The sequence below is a fragment of the Flavobacterium soyae genome, assembly GCF_021245985.1.
In the GTDB taxonomy this organism is placed as follows: domain Bacteria; phylum Bacteroidota; class Bacteroidia; order Flavobacteriales; family Flavobacteriaceae; genus Flavobacterium; species Flavobacterium soyae.
The window spans coordinates 197,382-219,635 of the sequence record NZ_JAJQXA010000009.1; the positions used below are offsets into that span (position 1 = coordinate 197,382).

Here is a 22,254-nt window from a genome sequence, read left to right on the forward strand (position 1 = left end):
TACTATAGTTTGTTGGTAAATAATAATTGCGTTGAATAATAGTTTATTAGGAAAACCATCTTCATAAACGCAGGTTTAAAAATCAACTTGGGGGTTGACTTTTGTAATTTTTCAGAATTTTCAGGAGAGCTAATCTTTTTGGCAGCTGTTTCTTCTAAAAAAATGGTATAAGCTTTTGGAAGCTTTTTCTTTTCATGATTTAGTAAATATAGAACGGATGCCAGTTTTTTTGAAAAAAAGCACTATTACAAAAACACTCGCAGATAAAAAAATACTACTTAAAAAACACTCAATAAAAAATAAACCAAACTAAATCAGTCGATTAGTTTGGTTTTTTATCTTTGCTTAAATAGAATTATAATGTGTTTAGATAGGTAGACAGATTTACTTTTTCGTTAGTTAAATCAAACTTTTTGCGTAGTCTGGTCCGCGCATTTTCGATCGATTTAAAAGACTGCCCTGTAATTTGAGAGATTTCTTTTGTAGTTAAATCAAGGTACAAAAGAGCGCATAATCTGCGGTCTTTTGGGGTAAGAGAAGGATAATCTACGATTAATTTGTAAAAAAAAGATTTATGAACTTGTTCAAAACTTATTTCGAATTCCTGCCAGCTATTTGTATTTAAGTTTTTTTCCAAACGCTTTAAAACTAAATCAATGGCTTGCTGTACTTCTTTGCTGATGGTTTTGAGTTTTATTTTTTTTAGATCATTCAGGATTTCATTGATACTGTCTGTACGATGTATTTCTGACATTGCTTTTCCTATAAGAACTTTGTTTTTAGCATCTAGGTTTTGACTTAATACTTTCATCTTTGTTCTTAATTTTTCTTTTTCGAGTTGATTTTTAATATTTGTTTTTCGGTATTTTATTAAGAGAATAATTAAAACTAATGTGCCTAAAATTAATATCAATCCAATTATAAAGTATTTGAACATTTTTTTTTGTTCAATAAGAAATTTTATCTGGCTGCGTACTTTGTACTCCTGTTCCAGCTTAATCTTCTCCAGATTTATTGCCTTTTCTTCGATATGTATACTGTCATTGATCGTATTGTATTTCTGAAAATAGAAAACAGCATTTTTATAATCCTGTTTATTTATATATGCTTGATAAAGTATTTTGTTAAGGTTTAAACCCGAAATACTATATTCATTTTTCCTGTATAATTCCAGCGCCTTTTTTGCATTTAGAATTACAGCATCATATTGTTTTTCTTTTAAATTATAATCAGCAAAAGATTCATAGACAAATGCCTGTACTAAATTATTATCTGTGGTTTTTACTAAAGAAAAAGCTTTATTAAAATAATACCCGGCATTTGCCTGATCCTCTTTTAGTGCATAAGCTCTTGCCAGATTGGTAGAGACATATATTTTTAAATTATTGTCGTTTATGGTTTGGTTGACTACGCGGGCTTTATGGTAGTAATATAATGAAGAGTCTAAATTTTTACTTAAATAAATAGTACCTAGGTTGTTTAAAATTTTTACAAACTTAACAGGATCATTTTTTGACTTTTGATAGCGATATACTTTTAAGAAATATTGTAATGCTTTTTCTTTATTTTTTCCCTGACTGTAAATAATTGCGAGATTATTTTCTAGTTTGGCCGTTTCTTCCGGGCTGTCATTATTTTTGTAAATGTCATGAGCTTTTAAATAATATTGCAAAGCAACATCTAAAACTTCTTTTGACGAATACATTTTAGCGGTCGTAACATAAACCTGGGCTAGAGTTAGTTCTGATTTTTCTGATTTTTTTGCTTCATTTTCAGCAAGTTCTATATATTTTATGGCTCTGTCCCAGTCAGAATTTTGAAGTTTTAATGCTATTTTACTACACAACACCGCTTTTTTCTCATGATCGTTAATACTATTTAAACTATCAATCATTTCTTTTGTTGAAGATTGAGAATGAATGTTAAATGAAATAATAGAAATGAACAATAAAAATATTCGCAGTCTCATATAGTAAAATTCTGAATGATTAATATCAAATTTAATCAAAAAAATAAGATTAGTATTGTAAAATTTATAATGCAGAATTTATTATTGTAAAATGTTACTTATAATTTATTTTAATAAATATCATTAAACGCAAAAACCTGTTTCGTAAAGAAACAGGTTTATTTGTTGAGTTTTTTTAGCCGGATTTCGTTTATTTTCCTGCTCGTTTTTTGAAGTTTTTAATTAGAACAAAAATTGAAAAAACAAAAACTATGAAGTAAACAATTGCCAGCGCCGGTTTCTCAAATTTTAGTGTCACAAAGTCAAATTGCTTATACAGCGCTGCGCCTACAATGATTGCTGTGATGGTAAAAGTAAAGACAGGTACATTATTTTTATTCTCCATGTTTTGTTGGTATTTTTCGATTGATAAATTATTATTTAATAGTTTCTCCGGCATTTCCCGTTTTTACTTCTCCGGCTCGTTTATAACTGGCCAAAATAACTCCGGTTGTTGTAACAGTACTTTCTGTTAAAGTAAATCCTGACGGGTGCGCAGTATTGTCAAACAGCTTTTTTCCTTTGCCAAGCAGTAACGGGTGAATCTTTAATCTGAGTTCATCTACTAAATCATTTTTCAATAGTAAATGAATAAGTTCACTACTGCCCCAAACCTGAATGTCTGAACCTTCAGAATTTTTGAGTTTCTTTATATCGGCCAGACTTTTGATGAAATTAGAATTTTTCCAGTCTGATTTTTTTCTGGTTTTAGAGAAAACATATTTATTGCCTTCATTAATTCCCGACCAGAATCCAGCGTTTTTAGGCCAGTATTTTTCCCAGATTTCAAAAGTTTTTCTGCCCAAAAGATAATCTGCGGGTTTTAGTTCATTTGCTACAGCTTTACTATAAGCTTCGTCGCCAAAGGGTGCCGTCCAGCCGCCATATTTGAACCCGTCTGATTTATCTTCTTTTGGTCCGCCCGGAGCCTGCATTACTCCATCTAACGAAATCATCGACAAAACAATTATTTTTCTCATAATATATTGGTTTTGTGTGTATACAAAATTAATTATCTATGCAAAAATATTGATGAACTAAGAAATACAATCGTCAAAAGCTTTTCGATTTTTGTCTTTAATAAAATTAATTATCTTAAGTTTGAATAGTCTGTCTTTTGACTAACTTCATTATAAAATTGAGCTTTTTGGTGCGTGTTTTCAATAGGCTGATCTATGTTTTTAATTTTATCCCTGATAATAATTATAACATATAAAATTAAAATAAAGGTTATAAATAAACCAAAAATATTTAAAAGCAGCATTCCAATGCCATGTTCATCGACTTTCTCTTTTGCATACTCATATTCTGCTTCGGCATCAATTTGATTAACGTCTGGATCTTCGGGTAAATAGTGTACTGTTAGGTATTTAACTAGTCTTTTGGGGTCTTGTGGTATGAATTCTTCGGTTGTGAATACATTATTATAAACTTTATCATTTATTTTAAAGCTGTATTTAAATTCATATGTGAATTTATAAGAATTACCACTTTTAATTTGTGTTGTGACATAATCATTGTCGAGTTCTGCAAGTACAGTTTTTCCATTTTTTAATAAATTTTCTATTTTGTTTTTATAATGGCTGTCTCCATAAATTCTGTTGTATGTATTATTACAGCAAATTGCAAATAGTATAAGTAATACAAATAAGAATCCTAGGTTTCTAAGTAAAAAAACACCTTTTATTAGCGGGTCAATTGAAGATTTTTTTTGGTTCATTTTAAATCGTTTATAGGTTATGTAAATTTGGGGTATATTTAAGGGGAATGATTATTGAATTTAAAAATGTACGACTAGAGAATTCATTCAGACTATTTAATGGTTTACTTAATTTTAAAAACTGGTATTTTACCAGACCAATATAAGAAATGTTTGCTTAAATAATTAAGTCATTATTTCAAGAAGCAGAAACTGATATTCACTTATTAATTCTCAGGGTTAAGAATTTTTTATGGTACTATTTTAACTCTCAAAAAGTTTAGTCAGCATTTAGTCAGAGAGTGTAATTAACTTGACTGACTGTTTTTTAGAAAATAAAAAAAACACGAAATCTCAATTTTTAATTTTTATTTTAGCCAAACAGAGACCAACAAAGTTTTCTGTTTCAAAATTGAAATTAAAACTATGCTTTTTCTTCTCCTTATTGCAGTCTTATTTGGTGGTTTATTTATTTTAATAATTATATTCAGGATTATTGAGCCGGCTTATTTACTAATATTTAATAAACCATTATTCTTATTCTGGTATCCGGTTTTAAAAAAATTAGATCCCCAGGATAAAGATATCCTGCGCAGAGAATTTTCATATTATTTAAACCTGTCTGATAAAAAGAAAAGCTATTTTGAACATCGCGTAAAGAGTTTTATTAAACACTATAATTTCATCGGAAAAGATATTGAAGTTACTCAGGAAATGAAATTGATCATTGCCGGAACTTACATAATGCTGACTTTTGGAATGCGGAATTATCTGCTCGAATTATTTGAAAATATTATTGTTTATCCGTCAGCATATTATTCGATAATTAGTCAGGAATATCATAAAGGAGAATATAACCCAAGGATGAAAGCAGTGGTTTTTTCGTGGGAAGATTTTTTAACCGGACATCAAACAAAAGACAATATCAATCTCGGGCTTCATGAATTTGGGCATGTGCTGCATTTTTATTCCAGAAAAAGTTCAGATCCGGGAGCGGTTATTTTCTATGATGAATTTACTGAAATTGAAAAGTATTTTGATGAAGATGTTTTAACTAATCGTCTTAAAGAAAAACATTATTTTAGAGATTATGCCTACACCAATAAATTTGAATTTCTTGCAGTGATTCTGGAACATTTTTTTGAAACTCCGGAAATCTTTAAAAAAGAGTTTCCAGAGTTGTATGAACATGTAAAAGCCATGATTAATTTTAAAGAATAGGCTTAGAACAATAGAAATTTCCGTCAGCAGTTGTGAGTACAAAACCAGCTGCAATTTTGCCACAACTTCCGTCTATAAAACTACTGGGATACTGTGCGATCACACATTTTACAGTTCCAAAATCAAAGCTGAATTTTCCGCCCGGATTAATCGGATGTGCATTTTCGATTCCATTTTTTAAGAACCAGCTGTAAATCTCAAAATTTCCAAGAACTTTCGCTCTGGTGTTTTTTGTAATTCTTTCAACATCAATAATATGATCGTAATGTGTGTGCGAAATAAAAATATAATCAGCCTTTATTTCGTCGACATTGATATGTTTTGCTAATTCGTTTGGAGTAATAAAAGAGTCGAAGAGAAGATGTTACTTATTTGCATAAACAGAAAAACAAGAATGTCTGTAATGAGTAAGTTACATGATATAAAAATTTTAGAACTGATAACAGTTAAGTTGTTGAATATCTAAAAAATATACCTGCAGAATTTACTCTTAATGCACCATTATTCTTCGAATACTTTTTCAGTATCAACAGGATTGTTTTCCTGATATAATTTTTGCCCAATTTTACCATGATCTCCTAATGCACGTCCTTTTATAAGCCAAGCGGTTCCAAACGCAAAAAGAGCTAGCGCTTCAAAAACCAATGTAGAATGCATAAATAGTTTTAAACTCTCTGAAACGGGAACCAAAACAATAGAAATCAAAATAATATAACCACAGGTTCTGTAAATATTATTTTCGTTTAAAATGCTTTTGGGCGTTTCTGTTTCTTTTTCCTTTGTAATCGTAAAAACATTAATAGCCAGTAAAGCTAATATCAAAAAAAGCAACGCCGCGAAACCATAATGCAGCCAGCCGAGCCATTTTTCGGTAAATGGAATAATGGTATAGATTTTTTGTGAAATGTTTTCGGGATTTGTGGGAACCAGCGCAACGCCAATTGCCATAATTCCGGCAATATTAGTTAGTAAATTATCGTTTTTTAAAATCGATTTATTTCCCTGGCCTTTGTACCGAATCAAAAATAAGCCTACGGCACATAGAGTTCCGGTAAAAATTTCCCTCAAATTTGTGTAGTAGTAATGACTGACTGAAGGCTGTATTTTGGTTTGAAAAAAGGGAATTAAAGAAAAACCAACCAAAAATACAGGCAGTAAAAATCCTAAATAACCAATAGCCCGCCTGATTCTTCGGTATGTAAAAATATCATAATTTTCAATCTTTATTTCTTTGGTATCTATTTTCATAAACCTGGGGCTAAAGTTCTGAACAATAAAAATAAATCAATTTTGTAATGGGTTTATACTCAGAGAATGCTTATTTTCTCGAAAACAAATTCTCTACAACCCAGGCCGGGCCAATTAATAAAAACTGAAGATCTTTTAAGAATGAAGGTTTTTTACCTTCGATATTATGACCGTAGAACTGCCCGATCCAGGCGATTACAAAGACACCGATAGAGAATATCCACAACGGAAAAATCTGCCCGATATAATAATTGACAACTAAACAGATTCCTGAAAAAATTGCAATTTTTACAGCCATTGAAATAGAAAGCCTAATGTAAAAAACAAGAACAAAAAGTAAAACCACAAAGGCCCAATTTTCAATAATTGGTGCATTTAGTTTTAAAGTATCTGCAATAATACCGCTCGGAATACTCATTAATAAACCAACAATAGAAAAGTAAATTGCCGGAACACATATATAATGTATTGCTTTGTTTTTTGGGTTTTGATGACTTACGGCATATTCTGCAAACCATTGATCTAATGTTCTCATTTTTTTGTGGTTTTAAGGTTAGTTAACGTAAATCTAGTAAAAAAAATCGAAGCTTTTATTACATCTTAAAACCAACAATAAAAATTGTAATTAGTAACCAAAATAATAGAGGAAATAAGCCAAGAGCAATCCAAATGAATTTATATTTTATGTTTAAATTGAAAAAGGTTTTAATTTATTCATTTATATTATTCGGTTATATTATTCGGTTATATTATACTCAAAAACGTTATCCCACAATTTATCAATTGTAACGAGTGCTTCGTTTAAAGGAATGACTTTCCATTTTCCGTTGGTTTCTATTCCTAAGCCGGTGTTTTTTAGTTTTAGTAAAGCATCATTTACATCAAAATCTAATTCGGTATTTAACTGAGAGGCAAACCAGGATTCAATTTGAAAATCCAGTTCTTGGGCAGTTAACGGATTTTGGCTTTTATTTAAAAAGGTATAAGCTAAAATAGTTTCTTTTAATGCTTCTTCTTCAGATGAATTTAAAAGGGAATAAAAGGCACCGCTGTTGTTTCCGACATTTTTAAAATACAAACTGTCTGAAAGCATTTTAGAATATCTGATTTTCTTGTTTATGAAATTATTGTATTGACGAAAGCAGTAGGCAGATAAAATTCCTAAAGCAATTAAACCTTGATTTAAGGAGGTTTTACTGTTTAATAAATCGATAGCTTCGCCGGTTTGATAAGCATTGTACATTTTTATTAAGGCCGGTATTACTTTGGCACTTAATAATGAAATACCTCCAAAAACTCCCGGAACCCAAAGCAGCAGTTTGTCTTTTAAAGACATTTTTGGAACTGCGTTTGGAAAAATTGTTTCAAGATCGTTTTTAGGAACGCGCTTAAAGATTTTTAAAGCTATAGAACCCGGATCAATTGGCATTTTTCCTAATTTGACTTTCTTTTTGGTCAAATAATCGGCATCGCTGTAATTGAGGTAAATAAGAACACGGTCATAATATTCGATTTCAACTTCTTTCTTCCAGAAATAATATTTTTTAACGGTTTCTTTTGCTTTATGATGGCCGCGAACATACAATTCGTAATCCTTAAAAGCGTGAAAATCAATTGCGAGATTTAAACCTATTAAATCAGATTCTGTAAAGGCTTCTTTTAAGGTTTCCTGATCGATTCTGTAATAATTACCGCGTTCTAAAACAGTAAGCAGTGTTTCTTTAAAAACAGAAAAATTGCTCTTGCCAATAAATCCTTCGCGTTCTTTTTCGCTCAAATCCGGATCATAGAGCGCGTAGTTATGTTTTAAGTTTCGATTAAGGTTAAAAGATTCATAGTGATAATAATGTTCGATAATATCGAATAATTTTTTAAAATCATCAACCTTTTGTTTGTCATCGGCGAAAGCTGCAATTTGCTGTTCGAGTAAGAATTCTTTATTAAACGGAATATAATGTTCTCGAGTCATATCGATCCTGGACTTTAATTTGTTTTTTGGCGTGGAAGCGCAAAGGTACAAAGGTTGTAAATAATTCAGCGGTTGATTATTGCTAAAAGATCTATAAAATTAAAATGCTTTGCAGGTTTGCTTATTTTGATAAAAACAAAAACCGCAAAGATATTTCTTTACGGCTTAGTTTCTTAGGGGAAATACATTAGATTATGCCCGGATCAGCTGCACAACTAATATTGTATCTATTGTATGAATAGATGTTTGGCGGCCCATTGCATAAACTTAGATATAGAGAGTTGAGATTCTTCTATTTCAGTCTTTTGCCTGCTCCCGGAGAAAAGAGCAGGACCGCTCTTTTTGGTAATTTTGATCCAAATATTCTAATCGTATTATATATTTTTATTTATTCTGGCCTTTTTCTTTTTTTAATCTGGCAGCCTGATTCTCTCTCACGATCTTATATTCATTGTCAAGCTTCTTATATTCTTCCTTTATTAGATCGCAGATAATGCCTGCACGATCGCCTCGAATTGATTTGCGAATGTAATCGTAAGAATAACCGTGTTTTTCTTTGATAATCTTTAACACATCTTGATTGTAACTTGGCTTAGATTTTATATTTTTGTTCATTGCTTAATTTGTATTAAAAGTAAGACAAATATAGTAAGATATTTCTTAAGAATGAGTATAAATTAGATTATTTCTATAAAAAAACGACGCATTATGGCAGAGAATACTATAAATAGAATCAAACAGTATTTAGATTACAAAGGTATTAGAGTGGGTGCCTTTGAAAAAGTGGTGGGTATGTCTAACGGTTCTTTTGCAAGCCAGTTAAAACATAATAAAACAATAGGTGTAGATAAATTAGAAAATATCTTAAAAAAATATACCGATATTGATATTGAATGGCTTTTAACGGGAGAAGGGGATATGATTAAACTGGATATCCTGCGTGATACCGGTGAGATTTATAAAAAGACAGAAAAAATTACTGAGCAGGCTGTTAATTATAAAGACCTTGCTGAAGCCCGAAAGGAAACGATTGAAAGCCTGAAAAAGATTATTCAGCATTTAGATGAGCAAATTGCGATTTACAAACAAAACAGCAATAGTATTTAAGTACTGATAAAATAAAAAGTGAGATTTCTAATCGTTACCAGCGATATGAAATCTCACTTTTTTGTTCCAAAAAAATTGACAAAATTTAACAAGTTTCCTTGCGGAAGACTATATTCTAAAAGAAAAAATTATTCACAGCAATTTTACTACTTATTAAAATTCTGGCAATGCGTATTTATACCTGTTTTTAGTTTTTCTTGAGGTTCAAAGGTTTTAATTGAGTTCGGATTTTTTTAATTCAATTATTTCCTGAATATATTGTATTAAGTTTTCTCTTTCTATCGAAAATAAGGCATTTTCATTTTCGGTACGAAGGTATAAATCTGCAATAGTTTTGGCATCCATATTGTTGTTCAGGTAATGATCCTGGGCATATTTTATAAGATTTTCTAAAAAAAGTTCTTTCTGTCTTCCTTTTTCCAGGGTTTCTTCATCGCCATTTTTTATTTTTTCAATTTCAGATTCAGGTAAATCAATAGTAAGGTAAGTTATATCGACGGGAACTTTTGAAAGCATTTCTTCGGTAGTTTTTCCAGAACCATTGCAATAGGCACAGGGAGCCGGAACCCATTTTAATTGTTTGTTTAAACGTCTAATATCATCCCAATCAACAAAGCCTTTCCCAAGACATCTGGGACATTCTAAATTTGATTTTTTAAACAGGAAATTAAAAATGGACATTTTCTAACAAATTATATTAACATTTCTTAGGTCGCTAAGGTAATTATTTATGTAAGAAAACTATTTTCAATGTGATTTTTTTTTAAAAGAAGAAAATTTTTCTGACTCGATTGCTTCCCGAAAATAGTTTTTAAATTTATCAGACAGGTTTTTGTCTTTAAATTTTATTATAGAGTATGTACTATCAAAAGCAATAATTTCAATTATGGAATTTTCAATTTGAAAGTTTTCATTTTCCTAAATCAGATCATTTCCTTCGGAAGAAGGCAGGTTATTTTTATCAAAAAATATTTGCTCGTTTTCCGAAAAAAACGAAGATAGCGCGGATTTGTAATCCGTGCCCGCAAAGAGAATCAAAACAAGTCTAAAACAATTACGTCTAAATCATTACTTAGTCCTGCGTAATTTCTGGCTGAACTAAAAAAATAATCCTCAGGCAGTGTAACAATTTTTGAATTGACAGGATTATTATGAATGTAATTTACTTTTTGTTTAACAAACCAATTACTTTCTACAACTTCTGCATGATAACCATCTTGCCAAACCTTATATTTTTGTGCTCTTTTAAGATGTTCGCAGGCATTTTCAAAATGTTTTAAAAGCCATTCTCTCCGGCTTTCAGGTTCTTCAATTATAGTTTGGATAATTTTCTTTGAAGTGAATTTTTTAAAGTCACGGATAATATCAGATAAAACAGAACCATTAACTGCCCTGCAAAGCATATGAATGTGACTTGACATTATACAATAAGCATATATTTCCAGATTTTTGCTTTGCTGGCAATATTGCAATGCATTGATGATTACATAATTTTGATTTAATCGTGTAAAAATATCAACCCATCCTACGGTTGTTATGGTTATAAAATAAGCATTTTCAGGAGTTGTGGCTTTATATTTAGTAGACATTTTTTGATTCAAAAACAGTAAAAAAGCTACAAATTTTTACTTTATAGCTTTTTTACTTTGTGTATTATTGTTGCGGGCACGGATTGCAAATCCGCGCTATCTTTGTCTGTAGATCAAAACCTGATCTCATTCGGCAGATATACGCAGCGATAGCGCGGATTTTCAATCCGTGCCCGCAAAGAAATTTACTTTACAAGGTTTTCAAGTTTGAGGATCTAATGCAAATACGTCCTATCTTATTTATTTATCAAAGCAAATTTCTTATTTATTTAATTTTTTATTTTATGAAAATCCGTAACTTATTAATTTTATTTTCAGGTAATTATATCGGTAAGTACAAACTAAACTCCTAATGTTTTTACCGGATTTAATTTAAAAGTTTACTTAATACCCGTAGACTTAGTATTGAAATAATTATATTAAAGTTTAGTCAGGAACTTTTTAGAGAAATATAGCCTGTACAAAATACCTGCAAATTTGCACAGGCCTATAATAGTTGTTTCGCTACGTTCTTAAATATTAGATTTTTTTGACACTTATTGGCTCTTTTTGAGTGTCTAACCAAACTCTATGATTTGTCTTAAAGAGCTTGAACAACGGAATTCCATATGATACAGTTATGAATGTTCGTTCTTGATTTTGTGGCACTTTTCCATAATCATAACCAATTCCTACTTGTATATCTAGTACTGATAAAGATAATGTTGGAGCAAATACGTTTTTTTGATTTTCTCCTGTAGTTGCTTGATACAAAACACCTAAATAAACACCTAATGTATTTGAGAAAGAGTCGTCGATAATTATTCCGTTACTATCTCTCGTAACTTCGGAACGTCCACCACAAATTCCAATTCCAAAACCAAAAGATGAAAAAAGAGAAATACTGCCTTTAGTATCACTTATTAAATTTCCACTTGAGTCATATTCTGGTTTAGTTATATCAAAACGTGCTACGGGTATAGTGAAGTTAGTATTAACAATTGTTCTTTTATAGGTGGCAACGGTACTTTTCATTAATAAATCTTCTGCAATTAATCTTTGAGAGGTATTAAAGTTCTTTCGTGCCGTATTTCCAACATATTTAGGATTACTTAATAATGTTACCATTTCAGAATCCGATAGTATTGGTTCTACAATTTTAGTTGATTCTTTTCCTGCGAGAGATTCCCAAATTATAGCATCAACTCCAGCGGCAACTCCTTTTAAAGGTGAATTTATTATTCCATCGTCAGGAATAGTAATATCAATTACTGCAGTTGCATTTGCGGGCTTAATATGCAGTATTGCATTTGGAGTTCCTTGTCCAATAACTTTTGTTTCTGTTAGCGATGTAATTTCAGGAATGGCTTGCGACCATATTAGAGAAGATGTTAAAGTAAAGAACGAAATTAATAAAAAGCGTAAAGTTGTTTTCATAATTAGTAGTTTTTTGATAGTTTATGGGTTAATTAGATTTTTTAACATTTGTTTAAACAAGATTACCACAATTTGAAAAAACAACACCGCGTATTTATACGGTATTTTATTACTAAAAAAAAACAAAAAAACACTCAACTAATTTAAGTTGAGTGTTTTGTAAAATCTGTTAAACAAAAAAGATTATTTCAAAAAACTATCTAATAAAATCTAATATTCCCTTTCAACAGGAATAATTTTCCCATTAGACACCGTAAGATTTTTAAACCGTATGGCTAATTGCAGAGTAATATTTTAAGGCATGATCTTTTATTAAATCCCATTTGTCAGTACCATTAATTATTTTTCGCGCATTTTTCCAGTCTTCAGTTGTTGGGTTGAAAAAAGTAGAAAGTTTTGCTCCGGTAAACCAGCCTTCTGTCATTCCCAAAAACATAATTTTGGTAGCATTGGAGGGTTTCATAACACCAGCAGCATTGTGTAAAAAATCCTGTCCTAGTTTTTTTCCGGCTTTATCATAATTTTCATACCAGGTAAGCTGTACAAAACCACGTCCATAAAATATTTCTGTAGTATCCGTATATGGGATTCTTTTTCCGTTTTTACCTTTTGCCATTTTTAATCTGGTTCCATATGGGCGGTCTTTCCCTTTTCCCCATTCTTCAATAGGCTGCATGGTGCGTCCCGTTTCATGATGTGCAGTGGCCAGCATGTAAGCCAGCCAGCGATCGTCATTTTTGGCATAGTTAGCCTCCCATTCCTCTAAAATGGTATTTAATCCATTTACTTGTTTTGTGTTCATGCTGCCGCCAAAAAGACGGAGCTTTACCTGGTCGAAGAAAAATTTTTTGTTTATCATGATCGTTAGTTATTAATTAATTTATACTTCTGGCTGACATTTTTAGCAGCATTTATAAATTCTAAACCAGGGATGATAAACCGAAGCTGATTAACAGCAAAAACTATACTTTTATATGAGGTCGTAAACAGGCGTTTATGTTGGTTTGTTTTCCCGTGTTTTTTTATTATTCCGTTTTTAATGAAGATTTCCCAAAACCGTAGTTTATCCCAAATAGGGTAAAAAGATTGTTTTCCTGCCCGAAATTTTTACCGTAGGTACCTGTAAAATAGAGATTATCGTTTAGTTTGTATTCCAGAACACCAACTGTTCTTTCACTATTCAATGCACTGTTTCCTGAATATTCCCTTTTTAAATATTCGATTGAAATCGAAAAATCTTTAACGGTATATTCTGCTTTGAATCCATAATCAAAAGCTTTGTTCTTTTTAAACTCATCGAGGGTGTTTTCGACAAGGGCGTTATCTCTTATAAACCTTAAAGTTCCTAATATTGAAAGGTTGTCCTCTAATTTTTCTTTATCTATGCTAAAAGCATTTAATGAAGCATTGAACCAGAAACCGCTTCTGTTGAACCGGTTGTTTTCATATTTATTTCCAGGAATAGCTTCTGAATATGCAAAGGCACCATCCAGCTGGAATAAAGGAAGTTCTTTTAGTGATTTCATGTTTTTTTGAACATCCTCGTCTGCGTCCAGTTTTTTTTCCATTTCTTCGGGTGAAGCCTCAATCAGGTTGTCAATTTGGGTTTGTATTGAATCGATTTTAGATATAATTACAGCCTTTTTGTCCTGGTCTGGTTCATTATTTAAATCATTTCTGTATCTAGTACGCAGCCCTAATAGTTTTTTCTTTTCGACATTGTTGCTTTTGATCTCTTTTATTTTTTCGGTAATATTTTTTAGGGATTGCTGTAATTTTTCGTTTTGTGCTGCTGTTCGATATGTGAATAAGTTAGTGCGGACACCAAATGAAATATAATTAGTGTTCTTAATTAAACTTCCGGAAGTTGAATCACTAAATACAGAAGCCATCGAAATGCTCATTTTTCTCAGGATTCCGCTAAAATCAGAAGTTTCTTTGTTTTCGGTATTAATACTAAGATATTGATAAACACTTGCGTTGTCTGATTTTGTGTACCAATAAGGTGAAATTTCCATTGCGAAATTCTTTGGTATAACCGTTCCGCTGCTGGTTAAACTAAGCAGGCTTACTGCCAAAGCTTTTGGGTTGACCGGGCGCTCAATAGAAGTTGGCGCTATATCAAGAATTTGAAAACCAGGAGAATTAGGCGTCTTTAAGTCTTCAATACTAATTTCTTTCTGAGCACTTACATTTGATGTGATAAAGAAAATAAAAACAATTAATTGAATACAATTTTTCATGCTTAAAGAGTTATGTCAATAAATTTCTCAGCTCCAATCGTTTTTCCAGATGCACTTTTATGTTTGTCTGCCGGAAGACAGAGAAAAGGCTGCTGCTGTTCTTTTTTTCCTCCTTCCAGATAATATTTAATTTGTAAATTTTTGTAACAGGCAGGCCAGTCATCTTTTGGAATATGGTCCAAATAAATGTCAGTATCAATTTCGATAGATTTTCCAACTAAGTCCTTAGCTGTACCTAATAATGTTCTGGGGATAATACCAGTAGCATTTGGAGAATTTGCAATGATAATATAACTTCCATCAGTTAAATATTTGGTTACTTCAGTTTCAGCAATTCCAGCTGTTGATACTGTAACTGTAATAAAGATTGGATTGTCATTATTTTCTACTTGGTAAATTTCAGATTTCATAGTTAATACTTTTTAATGGAACTTAATTTTCGATTTACGAGGAATAATCTTTCTGTTTTTGTTTAAGCTAAATTACCACATTTTCAAAAACATCTGGTACGTATTTACACGGTATTTTATTACAAAAATAAGTCTCAACTAATTTAATTTGAGGTTCTTGTAAGCTTTGTTCAATAAAACTACTTCAGAAAACTATCTAGTAAAATCTGGTATTTCCTTCCAACGGGAATAATTTCGCCATTAGACATAGTGAGGTTTTTAAACGTAACTGAGGAGATTTTGTTTACGTTTACAATATAAGAGCGATGCACCTGCACAAAATTTGAGCTGTCAATTTCTGAAGCGATGCTTGAGAGCGAACCATAAACAATATGCGGCAAATTAAGTTTTGCGGAGTAAAGTTTCATGTAGTTGCCAAGGCTTTCGATATAAATAATATCACAGAGCGGCATATCGATTGTCTGTCCGTTTAAGCGGTAAGTGAGTACTTTTGTTCTGGTGTTATTTTCTTTTTTCAGGCTGTTACCGGAAAAATAAGTTTTAGCTTTTTCAATCGCTTTGGTGAATTTTTCAGGCGAAATAGGTTTTAGTAAATAATCGATAGCATCGTTTTGGTAAGCCGAAAGCGCAAAATCAGAATAAGCAGTGGTAACAATCGTGAGCGGTCGGTTGGGCTGGAGTTCCATTAATTCGACACCAGAAATTACAGGCATATTAATGTCCAGAAAAATAATATCATATTGGTTGGCATTAAGCAGTTTTAATGCTTCCATACCGCTAAAAGCACTGCCGGAATGTTCCAGTTCGTCAAACTTTGAAATATGTGAGGCAAGCGCCTTATGCGCCGGCGATTCATCGTCGATTATAAGACAACGGTAGGTAAGTGCCATATACTTAATTTTACAACAAACATATTTTTCTCTTTTTCACAGCTTAAATCATGCTTTAAACCATGAACTTCCAAACGTCTTTTTAAATTTTCAATTCCAATTCTTGTACCCGAAAGCCGTGATCCGGATTCGAGATAATTGTTTTTTATGGTAAAAGTCAAATTTCGTGATTTTACTTTTAAATCTAATGAAATAAAAGGCATTGAAGTTTCGGCAGAAAATTTAACTGCATTTTCTACCAAAGGCAAAAAGAACAAAGGCGGAATCTCGATTTCGTCAAAAGCACCTTCAAAATTCTGCGTAATGTTTAAACGATCATTCCTAAAAGAATAATATTCAATGTATTTTTTAACGAAAGCAATTTCTTCTTCAACTAAAACATAATCTTTTTTAGTGGCTTCGATTTGGTAACGCAGCATATCTGAAAGATTTAGGATTCTGTCCGGAACTTTATCTGGTTCTGTTAGCGCTTCTCCGTAAAGATTATTCATGGCATTCAATAAAAAATGAGGGTTCAGCTGTTGTTTTAAAAATGAAAGTTCAGACTTGAAATTCATAATATCCTTATCAGTATCCATAATTTTTTTAGTAATAACTACATGGATAAAATAAAAAAACATTCCGTTTATAATCAGCGATAATATCTGGAGGGTTTTAAAGTTTCCTAAACCTACCAGAGGAAAAAACCAATTCATAAAAAAATAAAAAGCTGTCCAGTAAATGGCAAAAAGCATAAAGAAAGTTTTTATCTTTTTTTTAAATAGAAAACACTTAATGATACACAGGTTAAAAATGGTAATCCATATAATGCAGGGAAAATATCCAACAGATATTTTACTGAGCATATAATACAAATCGTGGCCGTCTAATCGTACTTCGTCATATACACAGGCAAAAATTACCACAAATATAAAGCTGTGTACGATGAGGTTTCTAAGGAAAAAGTTCTGATAAATTTTAAGAATCGTCATAACGGCAAAATTAGTCTAATATTATAGTTTATAGCTATTTGCGGCCGATAAATTATACAAACGCCATTCGTATAAATGATACGCCACTGGTATAAATATCCTATTATAATAGGAATCGCTCCATTACTTTTGAACCCGAATTTCAATTATTATCCAAAACAAAAGTTTATATAATCCAAAGTTTATGAAATCACGAATCATTTCAGTTTTAATTGTATTTACATCTTTGCAGGCTGCGGCGCAGGAAAAAGAACCGGGGATGAAAACCCTTGGTAAAGCACTGGTAGATAAATTTCCAACGACAAGAACTTTTGATGTGCAGTATGAGCAGTTAGGACCGTCAAATTATGATTCGGATTTAATGGGGAATAATTTTGAAAGAGGCCGAATTGAAAGCCATAATCGATTTAAAGCGGCCTTTAATATGCCTTTTTATGCTTCAAAATCTAAAAGGTTTGTATTGACGACTTCGCTTCGTTATAAATTTGAAAGTTATGAATTTGGCAATATTTATAACTATAATAGCACTGAAACTTATACGAAAGAGCGTCAGGAATTTCATTATTGGGCTGGGGCTTTGAGTGCCACTTATATGTCGTCGCTTTTTAAAAAGCCTGTTATATATAACGCAACAGCAATTGTTGATGGAAATAAAGATGATTTTCAGCGTATAAAAGGTTTTGTTTCGGCTGCTATTGTGCTTAAGCGAGCGCAGAATACAACAATTACGGCCGGAGCCCTGGTTTTGCTGGATCCGTCGTCAATTGTGCCGGTAACACCGCTTTTTACACTGAATCATAAATTTAAAAATTCTAAATGTGATATGGATTTTATTTTGCCGCAGCGCCTTTTGTTTAGAAGGGAATTATTAGAAAATGGAAGAATTTCGCTGGGAACTGAACTGAATACTGAAAGTTTTTACTTAAATTTAAATACCTCAAATTTAAAAGGCATTTATGAACTCAATCAGTTAGAGTTAAAATCCGGAATTACCTACGAATACTGTTTTACACCCAAAATAATTGGATTTGTAAAAGGTGGTATCAATAATGTTTTAAGTACCCGTATTACCGAAAAAGGAGAACGTACGAATCGATATGTGTACGATCAGAAGGAAGACCCGCAGGGATATTTTAAAATTGGAATCTCTTATAATCTTTTTCAACGAAATTAATTCAGCAGTTTAAAAGTTAAATAAAAAGTTATGGTTGTTGAAATTTTTAAAACAAACGTCTGTAAAGAATCAGATAAAAATTATATCATTGCCGTTATCCAGGCTCAGTTCCCGGATTATAAAATCAATTTTGATCTCGAAGACTGTGACAAAATATTACGCGTTGAAGGAGTTGAACTTCAGTGTGATAATATAATAGATTATGTAAACTGTCTTGGTTACACCTGTATCCGTTTAGATTAACATTTTATTAAATAAAACAGGTAGAAATACGCAGCTGAATATATCAGTTTATAAATAGTTTTGTGTAATAATTTATTTCTAAAAATTAAACAAATAAGATGATAAGTTTCATACTTTCGGTTTTCGTTTTTCTTTTAAAACAGTTTTGTTAGAATAACTGTTTGGTTTACTGTTAATACTTTTTCAACATGAGACAGTTAATTCTGTTTTTGGGCATTATTTTCTACATTTGTGCCTTATGAAAAAAGCTTTCCAACTCTTTGATTTTACCCAAAAGGTCAATTATAAAAATGAAATTTTAGCCGGATTTACTGTCGCCATGACGATGATTCCGGAATCTTTGTCTTTTGCTATTTTGGCTGGTTTTCCACCTTTGGTTGGATTATATGCCGCTTTTATTGCCGGATTAGTTACCGCAGTTTTTGGCGGAAGACCCGGAATGATTTCTGGTGGAGCAGGAGCAACGGTAATCGTTTTGATTGCCTTAATGAAATCGCACGGAATAGAATACGTGTTTGCAGCCGTCGCGCTTGGCGGTGTCGTACAAATTTGTATCGGACTTTTCAAACTCGGAAAATTTATTCGGTTAGTACCGCAGCCCGTAATGTTTGGTTTCGTAAACGGTTTGGCAGTCGTGATTTTTATGTCGCAGTTAGAGCAGTTTAAAACCATTGTAAACGGTCAGGTTTCCTGGCTTCAGGGAACACCTTTGTATATTATGCTGGGTTTGGTTGCGCTTACGGTTGCCATTGTTTTGGTTTTTCCTAAAATAACAAAAACAGTTCCGGCATCGTTGGTTGCTATAATGATTGTTTTTGCTTTGGTAATTGTATTTAATATTGAAACTAAAACAGTCGAAGATATTGCATCGGTTCAAGGCGGATTTCCTCCATTTCATATTCCGAATATTCCAATTTCTTTTGAAACTTTAAAAATAATCTTTCCCTATTCTGTAATTGTTGCGGCGGTTGGTTTGACCGAAGGTTTGCTTACGCTGAATTTAGTCGACGAAATTACCGGAACCAGAGGCAACAGCAATCGAGAATGTATTGCACAGGGAAGCTCAAATATTTTAAATGGTTTTTTCTACGGAATGGGAGGCTGCCCAATGATTGCGCAGACTTTAGTAAATCTGGGCGCAGGTTCAAGAGCAAGACTTTCAGGCATTATTGCCGCTTTGACAATTTTAATTATTATACTTTTTGGTGCGCCTGTAATTGGAAAATTACCAATGGCGGCTTTAGTCGGCGTTATGATGATGGTAGCGATTACTACTTTTGAATGGGCAAGTTTCAGGATTATCAACAAAATGCCAAAACATGATATTTTCGTCGGAATTCTGGTTGCCTTAATTACAATTGTATTGCATAATCTGGCTTTGGCGGTTTTAATTGGCGTGATCATTTCGGCCTTAGTTTTTGCCTGGGAAAGTGCCAAAAGAATCCGTGCCAGACATTTTTTTGATGAAAATGGAGTAAAACATTATGAAATTTACGGGCCGTTATTCTTTGGTTCCATAACTGCTTTTTTAGAAAAGTTTGATGTGCGAAACGACCCAAATCATGTAATTATTGATTTTAAAGAAAGCCGTGTTTCTGACATGTCGGCAATAGAAGCATTAAACAATCTGACCAAAAAATACAATCAGGAAAATAAAACCATAGAATTACAGCATTTAAGCCCGGACTGCAGACAATTACTTAAAAATGCCGACGCCGTTATTAATGTCAATGTAATTGAAGATCCTACGTACAAAGTAGTGTCTTAATAATGGTGAATTGTTAATTATTGATTGTTGAATTAATTTATTCGTCCCAATTTTCTGTAGAGGCACACAGCAGTGCGTCTCACGCAATGTAACCACAATTTTTGATATACGTGATGTAGACGCACTGCTGTGCGTCTCTACGGATATGCGTTGTGTTGATTTTTTTGTAATTATAGCAATTTATCCATTCCAATTTTCTGTAGAGGCGCACAGCAGTGCGTCTCACGCAACGTAACCACAATATTTGACATACGAGACCTAGACGCACTGCTGTGCGTCTCTACAGATATGTATTGCGTTAAATCATTACTTCAATTCTCTAATTATCAAATTATCTAATTTTGTTTGATTTTTGTAACTTTGTAAAATGAAATTAACAGAAACCTTAGAAGATTTTTACACGATAAAAGTAAACGGAATGCCCGAGAATCTTAAAAAAGAAATCGGACATTTTAATGTTTTTAAATTGGATGATTTTGTTGGAAGCATCTGTAAACCATTTCCATACACTCGGAAAGACTTTTATAAAATCAGTTTGATCATCGGGAAAAACAAGGTGCATTATGCTGATAAAATCTCGGTAATTGAAGATCAGGCTTTGTTTTTTGCCAATCCACAGATTCCGTATAATTGGGAGCAGGTTGATGAAAACCAAACAGGATTTTTCTGCATTTTTACCGATGCTTTTTTTAGTCAATATGGTAATTTAAAAGAATATCCATTGTTTCAACCGGGCGGAAATCCGATTGTTCCGATTTCTATGGAATTGGCCGAATCTTTAAAAACGGTTTATTTAAGAATGTTTGATGAAATTAATTCTGATTACGCATTTAAATATGATGTACTCCGAAATCTGGTTTTCGAAATTATTCATCTTGCACTCAAAACCCAAACGGTAACTACTTCATTATATAGTAAATCAAACGCCACAATAAGAATTTCTTCCTTGTTTCTGGAATTACTAGAACGTCAGTTTCCGATTGAATCGATTACGCAGCAAGTTAATTTTCGCTCGCCTTCAGAATATGCAAACCAATTAAATGTACATGTGAATCATTTGAATAAAGCATTAAAAGAAACCACAGGAAAAACAACTTCGCAGATTATTTCTGAAAGAATTGTTCAGGAAGCGATGATTTTGCTCAAACAAACCAATTGGAATATTAATGAAATTGCATGGTGTTTAGGCTTCGAAGAATTGTCTCATTTTATCAATTTCTTCAAAAAAAATGTTCAGGTTTCGCCCAAAAACTATCGTTTGACCGAAATTGTTTGATTTTCGTAACTTCTTGCTTGATTACTTTAATTTTCCAGAAGCACTTCACCAGTAACTTTGTCCTGTAATTAAAACGTAAAAATTTAAAATCATGGGACATAACAAAGTTTGGTTTATCACAGGTGCTTCAAAAGGACTTGGATTAGAATTAGCTAAAAAATTATTGGCAGAAGGTTTCAAAGTTGCTGCAACATCAAGAAGTCAGGAAGCTTTAGTAAAAGTATTAGGAAATCCATCAGAAAATTTTCTTCCTCTGGAAATGGATTTAGTTAGTGAGAAAAGCGTTAAAAATGCAATTGAATTAGCTGTAAGTCATTTTAAAACAATTGATGTTTTAGTAAACAATGCAGGTTATGGTTTACTAGGAACATTAGAAGAATTGACGGATGCAGAATCAAGAAAAAATTACGAAGTAAATGTTTTCGGATTATTAAATGTAATCAGAAATACAATGCCGTATATGCGTGCTGCGAGATCAGGACACATTTTTAATATTTCTTCTGTCGGGGGCTATTATGGAGAATTTCCGGGCTGGGGAATTTACTGTTCTACAAAATTCGCCGTTGCTGGTTTAACAGAATCGTTATCTGCAGAAATTAAGCCTTTTGGAGTTCACGCGACTATCGTTTATCCGGGGTATTTTAGAACAGATTTCTTAAAAGATAGTTCTTTATTATTGCCAGAAAATCCAATTGCGGAATACAAAAACGTAAGAGAATCTGAAAGTGCTCACAAAGATGATATCAACGGAAATCAGCCTGGAGATCCTGTAAAATTAGCAGAAGCTTTAATTAAAGCAAGTCAAGATCAAAATCCACCGTTACATTTGTTTTTAGGAGAGGATGCATACAATATGGCAAATCAAAAAATAGCAAGTGTTCAGGGTGAATTGGAACAATGGAAATCCGTTTCTGTTTCAACGGGGTTCTAATTTGACAATGAGAGAATGTGCCAATTTGAAAATTAGATAATTTTTGAATTAGTTAATTCTGAGGTTAGATTGTTGTTATATAGTGATATCT

23 protein-coding genes and 1 pseudogene are annotated in these 22,254 nt (G+C 32.2%); 7 read left to right on the top strand and 17 right to left on the bottom strand.

What is annotated here, in order from left to right:
• Nucleotides 1-355: 355 nt before the first annotated feature.
• The 4 genes from LUU93_RS13460 to LUU93_RS13475 form a co-directional block, all read right to left on the bottom strand.
• A complete protein-coding gene (locus LUU93_RS13460) occupies nucleotides 356-1,969 on the bottom strand; it encodes a tetratricopeptide repeat protein (protein WP_232681653.1) in 1,614 nt (537 codons plus the stop codon).
• A 190-nt stretch (nucleotides 1,970-2,159) separates the two neighbouring features.
• Entirely contained in the window at nucleotides 2,160-2,354 is a 195-nt protein-coding gene (locus LUU93_RS13465) for a hypothetical protein (protein ID WP_232681654.1), read from the bottom strand.
• A 31-nt stretch (nucleotides 2,355-2,385) separates the two neighbouring features.
• On the bottom strand, nucleotides 2,386-2,988 hold the full coding sequence (locus LUU93_RS13470; RefSeq protein WP_232681655.1) for a dihydrofolate reductase family protein: 603 nt from the start codon (nucleotides 2,986-2,988) through the stop codon (nucleotides 2,386-2,388).
• A gap of 110 nt (nucleotides 2,989-3,098) precedes the next feature.
• Complete coding sequence (locus LUU93_RS13475; protein WP_232681656.1) at nucleotides 3,099-3,728, bottom strand: hypothetical protein; 630 nt, start codon at nucleotides 3,726-3,728, stop codon at nucleotides 3,099-3,101.
• Nucleotides 3,729-4,133: 405 nt separating this feature from the next.
• Here LUU93_RS13475 and LUU93_RS13480 point away from each other — a divergent pair, with 405 nt between their 5' ends.
• Nucleotides 4,134-4,928: a zinc-dependent peptidase gene (locus LUU93_RS13480; RefSeq protein ID WP_232681657.1), complete on the top strand. Its 795-nt coding sequence runs from the start codon at nucleotides 4,134-4,136 to the stop codon at nucleotides 4,926-4,928.
• On the opposite strand, the pseudogene LUU93_RS21835 reads toward LUU93_RS13480, so the two are convergent.
• From LUU93_RS21835 to LUU93_RS13500, 5 genes and pseudogenes are all read right to left on the bottom strand, one after another.
• A pseudogene (locus tag LUU93_RS21835) lies at nucleotides 4,918-5,277 on the bottom strand (MBL fold metallo-hydrolase); the annotation flags it as partial. The gene LUU93_RS13480 and the pseudogene LUU93_RS21835 overlap by 11 nt on opposite strands.
• A 152-nt stretch (nucleotides 5,278-5,429) precedes the next feature.
• Nucleotides 5,430-6,176 (bottom strand): hypothetical protein, encoded by a 747-nt coding sequence (locus tag LUU93_RS13485; protein WP_232681658.1) that lies wholly within the window; start codon nucleotides 6,174-6,176, stop codon nucleotides 5,430-5,432.
• Nucleotides 6,177-6,246: 70 nt separating this feature from the next.
• Nucleotides 6,247-6,711 (bottom strand): Mpo1 family 2-hydroxy fatty acid dioxygenase, encoded by a 465-nt coding sequence (locus LUU93_RS13490; RefSeq protein ID WP_232681659.1) that lies wholly within the window; start codon nucleotides 6,709-6,711, stop codon nucleotides 6,247-6,249.
• A gap of 201 nt (nucleotides 6,712-6,912) precedes the next feature.
• Nucleotides 6,913-8,145: a TMEM143 family protein gene (locus LUU93_RS13495; RefSeq protein WP_232681660.1), complete on the bottom strand. Its 1,233-nt coding sequence runs from the start codon at nucleotides 8,143-8,145 to the stop codon at nucleotides 6,913-6,915.
• Nucleotides 8,146-8,529: 384 nt separating this feature from the next.
• On the bottom strand, nucleotides 8,530-8,760 hold the full coding sequence (locus tag LUU93_RS13500; protein ID WP_232681661.1) for a hypothetical protein: 231 nt from the start codon (nucleotides 8,758-8,760) through the stop codon (nucleotides 8,530-8,532).
• Nucleotides 8,761-8,853: 93 nt separating this feature from the next.
• Between LUU93_RS13500 and LUU93_RS13505 the strand changes: the two genes are divergently transcribed.
• Nucleotides 8,854-9,252: a hypothetical protein gene (locus tag LUU93_RS13505; protein WP_232681662.1), complete on the top strand. Its 399-nt coding sequence runs from the start codon at nucleotides 8,854-8,856 to the stop codon at nucleotides 9,250-9,252.
• 213 nt (nucleotides 9,253-9,465) lie between these two features.
• On the opposite strand, the gene LUU93_RS13510 is transcribed toward LUU93_RS13505, so the two are convergent.
• The 8 genes from LUU93_RS13510 to LUU93_RS13545 all read right to left on the bottom strand — a co-directional run bounded on the left by LUU93_RS13510 (nucleotide 9,466) and on the right by LUU93_RS13545 (nucleotide 16,534).
• Nucleotides 9,466-9,933 carry a hypothetical protein gene (locus LUU93_RS13510; protein WP_232681663.1) on the bottom strand — a complete coding sequence of 156 codons (468 nt, stop codon included), beginning with the start codon at nucleotides 9,931-9,933 and terminating at the stop codon, nucleotides 9,466-9,468.
• 353 nt (nucleotides 9,934-10,286) lie between these two features.
• Complete coding sequence (locus tag LUU93_RS13515) at nucleotides 10,287-10,841, bottom strand: REP-associated tyrosine transposase (RefSeq protein WP_232681664.1); 555 nt, start codon at nucleotides 10,839-10,841, stop codon at nucleotides 10,287-10,289.
• Nucleotides 10,842-11,360: 519 nt separating this feature from the next.
• Nucleotides 11,361-12,257 carry a hypothetical protein gene (locus tag LUU93_RS13520; RefSeq protein WP_232681665.1) on the bottom strand — a complete coding sequence of 299 codons (897 nt, stop codon included), beginning with the start codon at nucleotides 12,255-12,257 and terminating at the stop codon, nucleotides 11,361-11,363.
• 262 nt (nucleotides 12,258-12,519) lie between these two features.
• Nucleotides 12,520-13,116 carry a glycoside hydrolase family 19 protein gene (locus tag LUU93_RS13525; protein WP_232681666.1) on the bottom strand — a complete coding sequence of 199 codons (597 nt, stop codon included), beginning with the start codon at nucleotides 13,114-13,116 and terminating at the stop codon, nucleotides 12,520-12,522.
• A 166-nt stretch (nucleotides 13,117-13,282) separates the two neighbouring features.
• Nucleotides 13,283-14,500, bottom strand: a complete 1,218-nt coding sequence (locus LUU93_RS13530) for a hypothetical protein (protein ID WP_232681667.1) — start codon at nucleotides 14,498-14,500, stop codon at nucleotides 13,283-13,285.
• Nucleotides 14,501-14,502: 2 nt separating this feature from the next.
• Nucleotides 14,503-14,910, bottom strand: coding sequence for a hypothetical protein (locus LUU93_RS13535; protein WP_232681669.1), 408 nt, complete (start codon nucleotides 14,908-14,910; stop codon nucleotides 14,503-14,505).
• Nucleotides 14,911-15,089: 179 nt separating this feature from the next.
• Nucleotides 15,090-15,800 carry a LytR/AlgR family response regulator transcription factor gene (locus tag LUU93_RS13540; protein WP_232681671.1) on the bottom strand — a complete coding sequence of 237 codons (711 nt, stop codon included), beginning with the start codon at nucleotides 15,798-15,800 and terminating at the stop codon, nucleotides 15,090-15,092.
• Nucleotides 15,773-16,534, bottom strand: coding sequence for a sensor histidine kinase (locus tag LUU93_RS13545; RefSeq protein WP_232681672.1), 762 nt, complete (start codon nucleotides 16,532-16,534; stop codon nucleotides 15,773-15,775). The genes LUU93_RS13540 and LUU93_RS13545 overlap by 28 nt, the downstream gene beginning before the upstream one ends.
• Before the next feature lie 421 nt (nucleotides 16,535-16,955).
• Here LUU93_RS13545 and LUU93_RS13550 point away from each other — a divergent pair, with 421 nt between their 5' ends.
• The 5 genes from LUU93_RS13550 (at nucleotide 16,956) to LUU93_RS13570 (ending at nucleotide 22,163) form a co-directional block, all read left to right on the top strand.
• Nucleotides 16,956-17,945, top strand: a complete 990-nt coding sequence (locus LUU93_RS13550; RefSeq protein WP_232681673.1) for a hypothetical protein — start codon at nucleotides 16,956-16,958, stop codon at nucleotides 17,943-17,945.
• A gap of 30 nt (nucleotides 17,946-17,975) precedes the next feature.
• On the top strand, nucleotides 17,976-18,188 hold the full coding sequence (locus tag LUU93_RS13555; protein WP_232681674.1) for a hypothetical protein: 213 nt from the start codon (nucleotides 17,976-17,978) through the stop codon (nucleotides 18,186-18,188).
• A 238-nt stretch (nucleotides 18,189-18,426) separates the two neighbouring features.
• Nucleotides 18,427-19,956 (top strand): SulP family inorganic anion transporter, encoded by a 1,530-nt coding sequence (locus LUU93_RS13560; protein ID WP_232681675.1) that lies wholly within the window; start codon nucleotides 18,427-18,429, stop codon nucleotides 19,954-19,956.
• A 367-nt stretch (nucleotides 19,957-20,323) separates the two neighbouring features.
• On the top strand, nucleotides 20,324-21,232 hold the full coding sequence (locus tag LUU93_RS13565) for a helix-turn-helix domain-containing protein (RefSeq protein ID WP_232681676.1): 909 nt from the start codon (nucleotides 20,324-20,326) through the stop codon (nucleotides 21,230-21,232).
• A gap of 91 nt (nucleotides 21,233-21,323) precedes the next feature.
• Nucleotides 21,324-22,163, top strand: a complete 840-nt coding sequence (locus LUU93_RS13570) for an oxidoreductase (protein ID WP_232681677.1) — start codon at nucleotides 21,324-21,326, stop codon at nucleotides 22,161-22,163.
• Nucleotides 22,164-22,254: the final 91 nt, after the last annotated feature.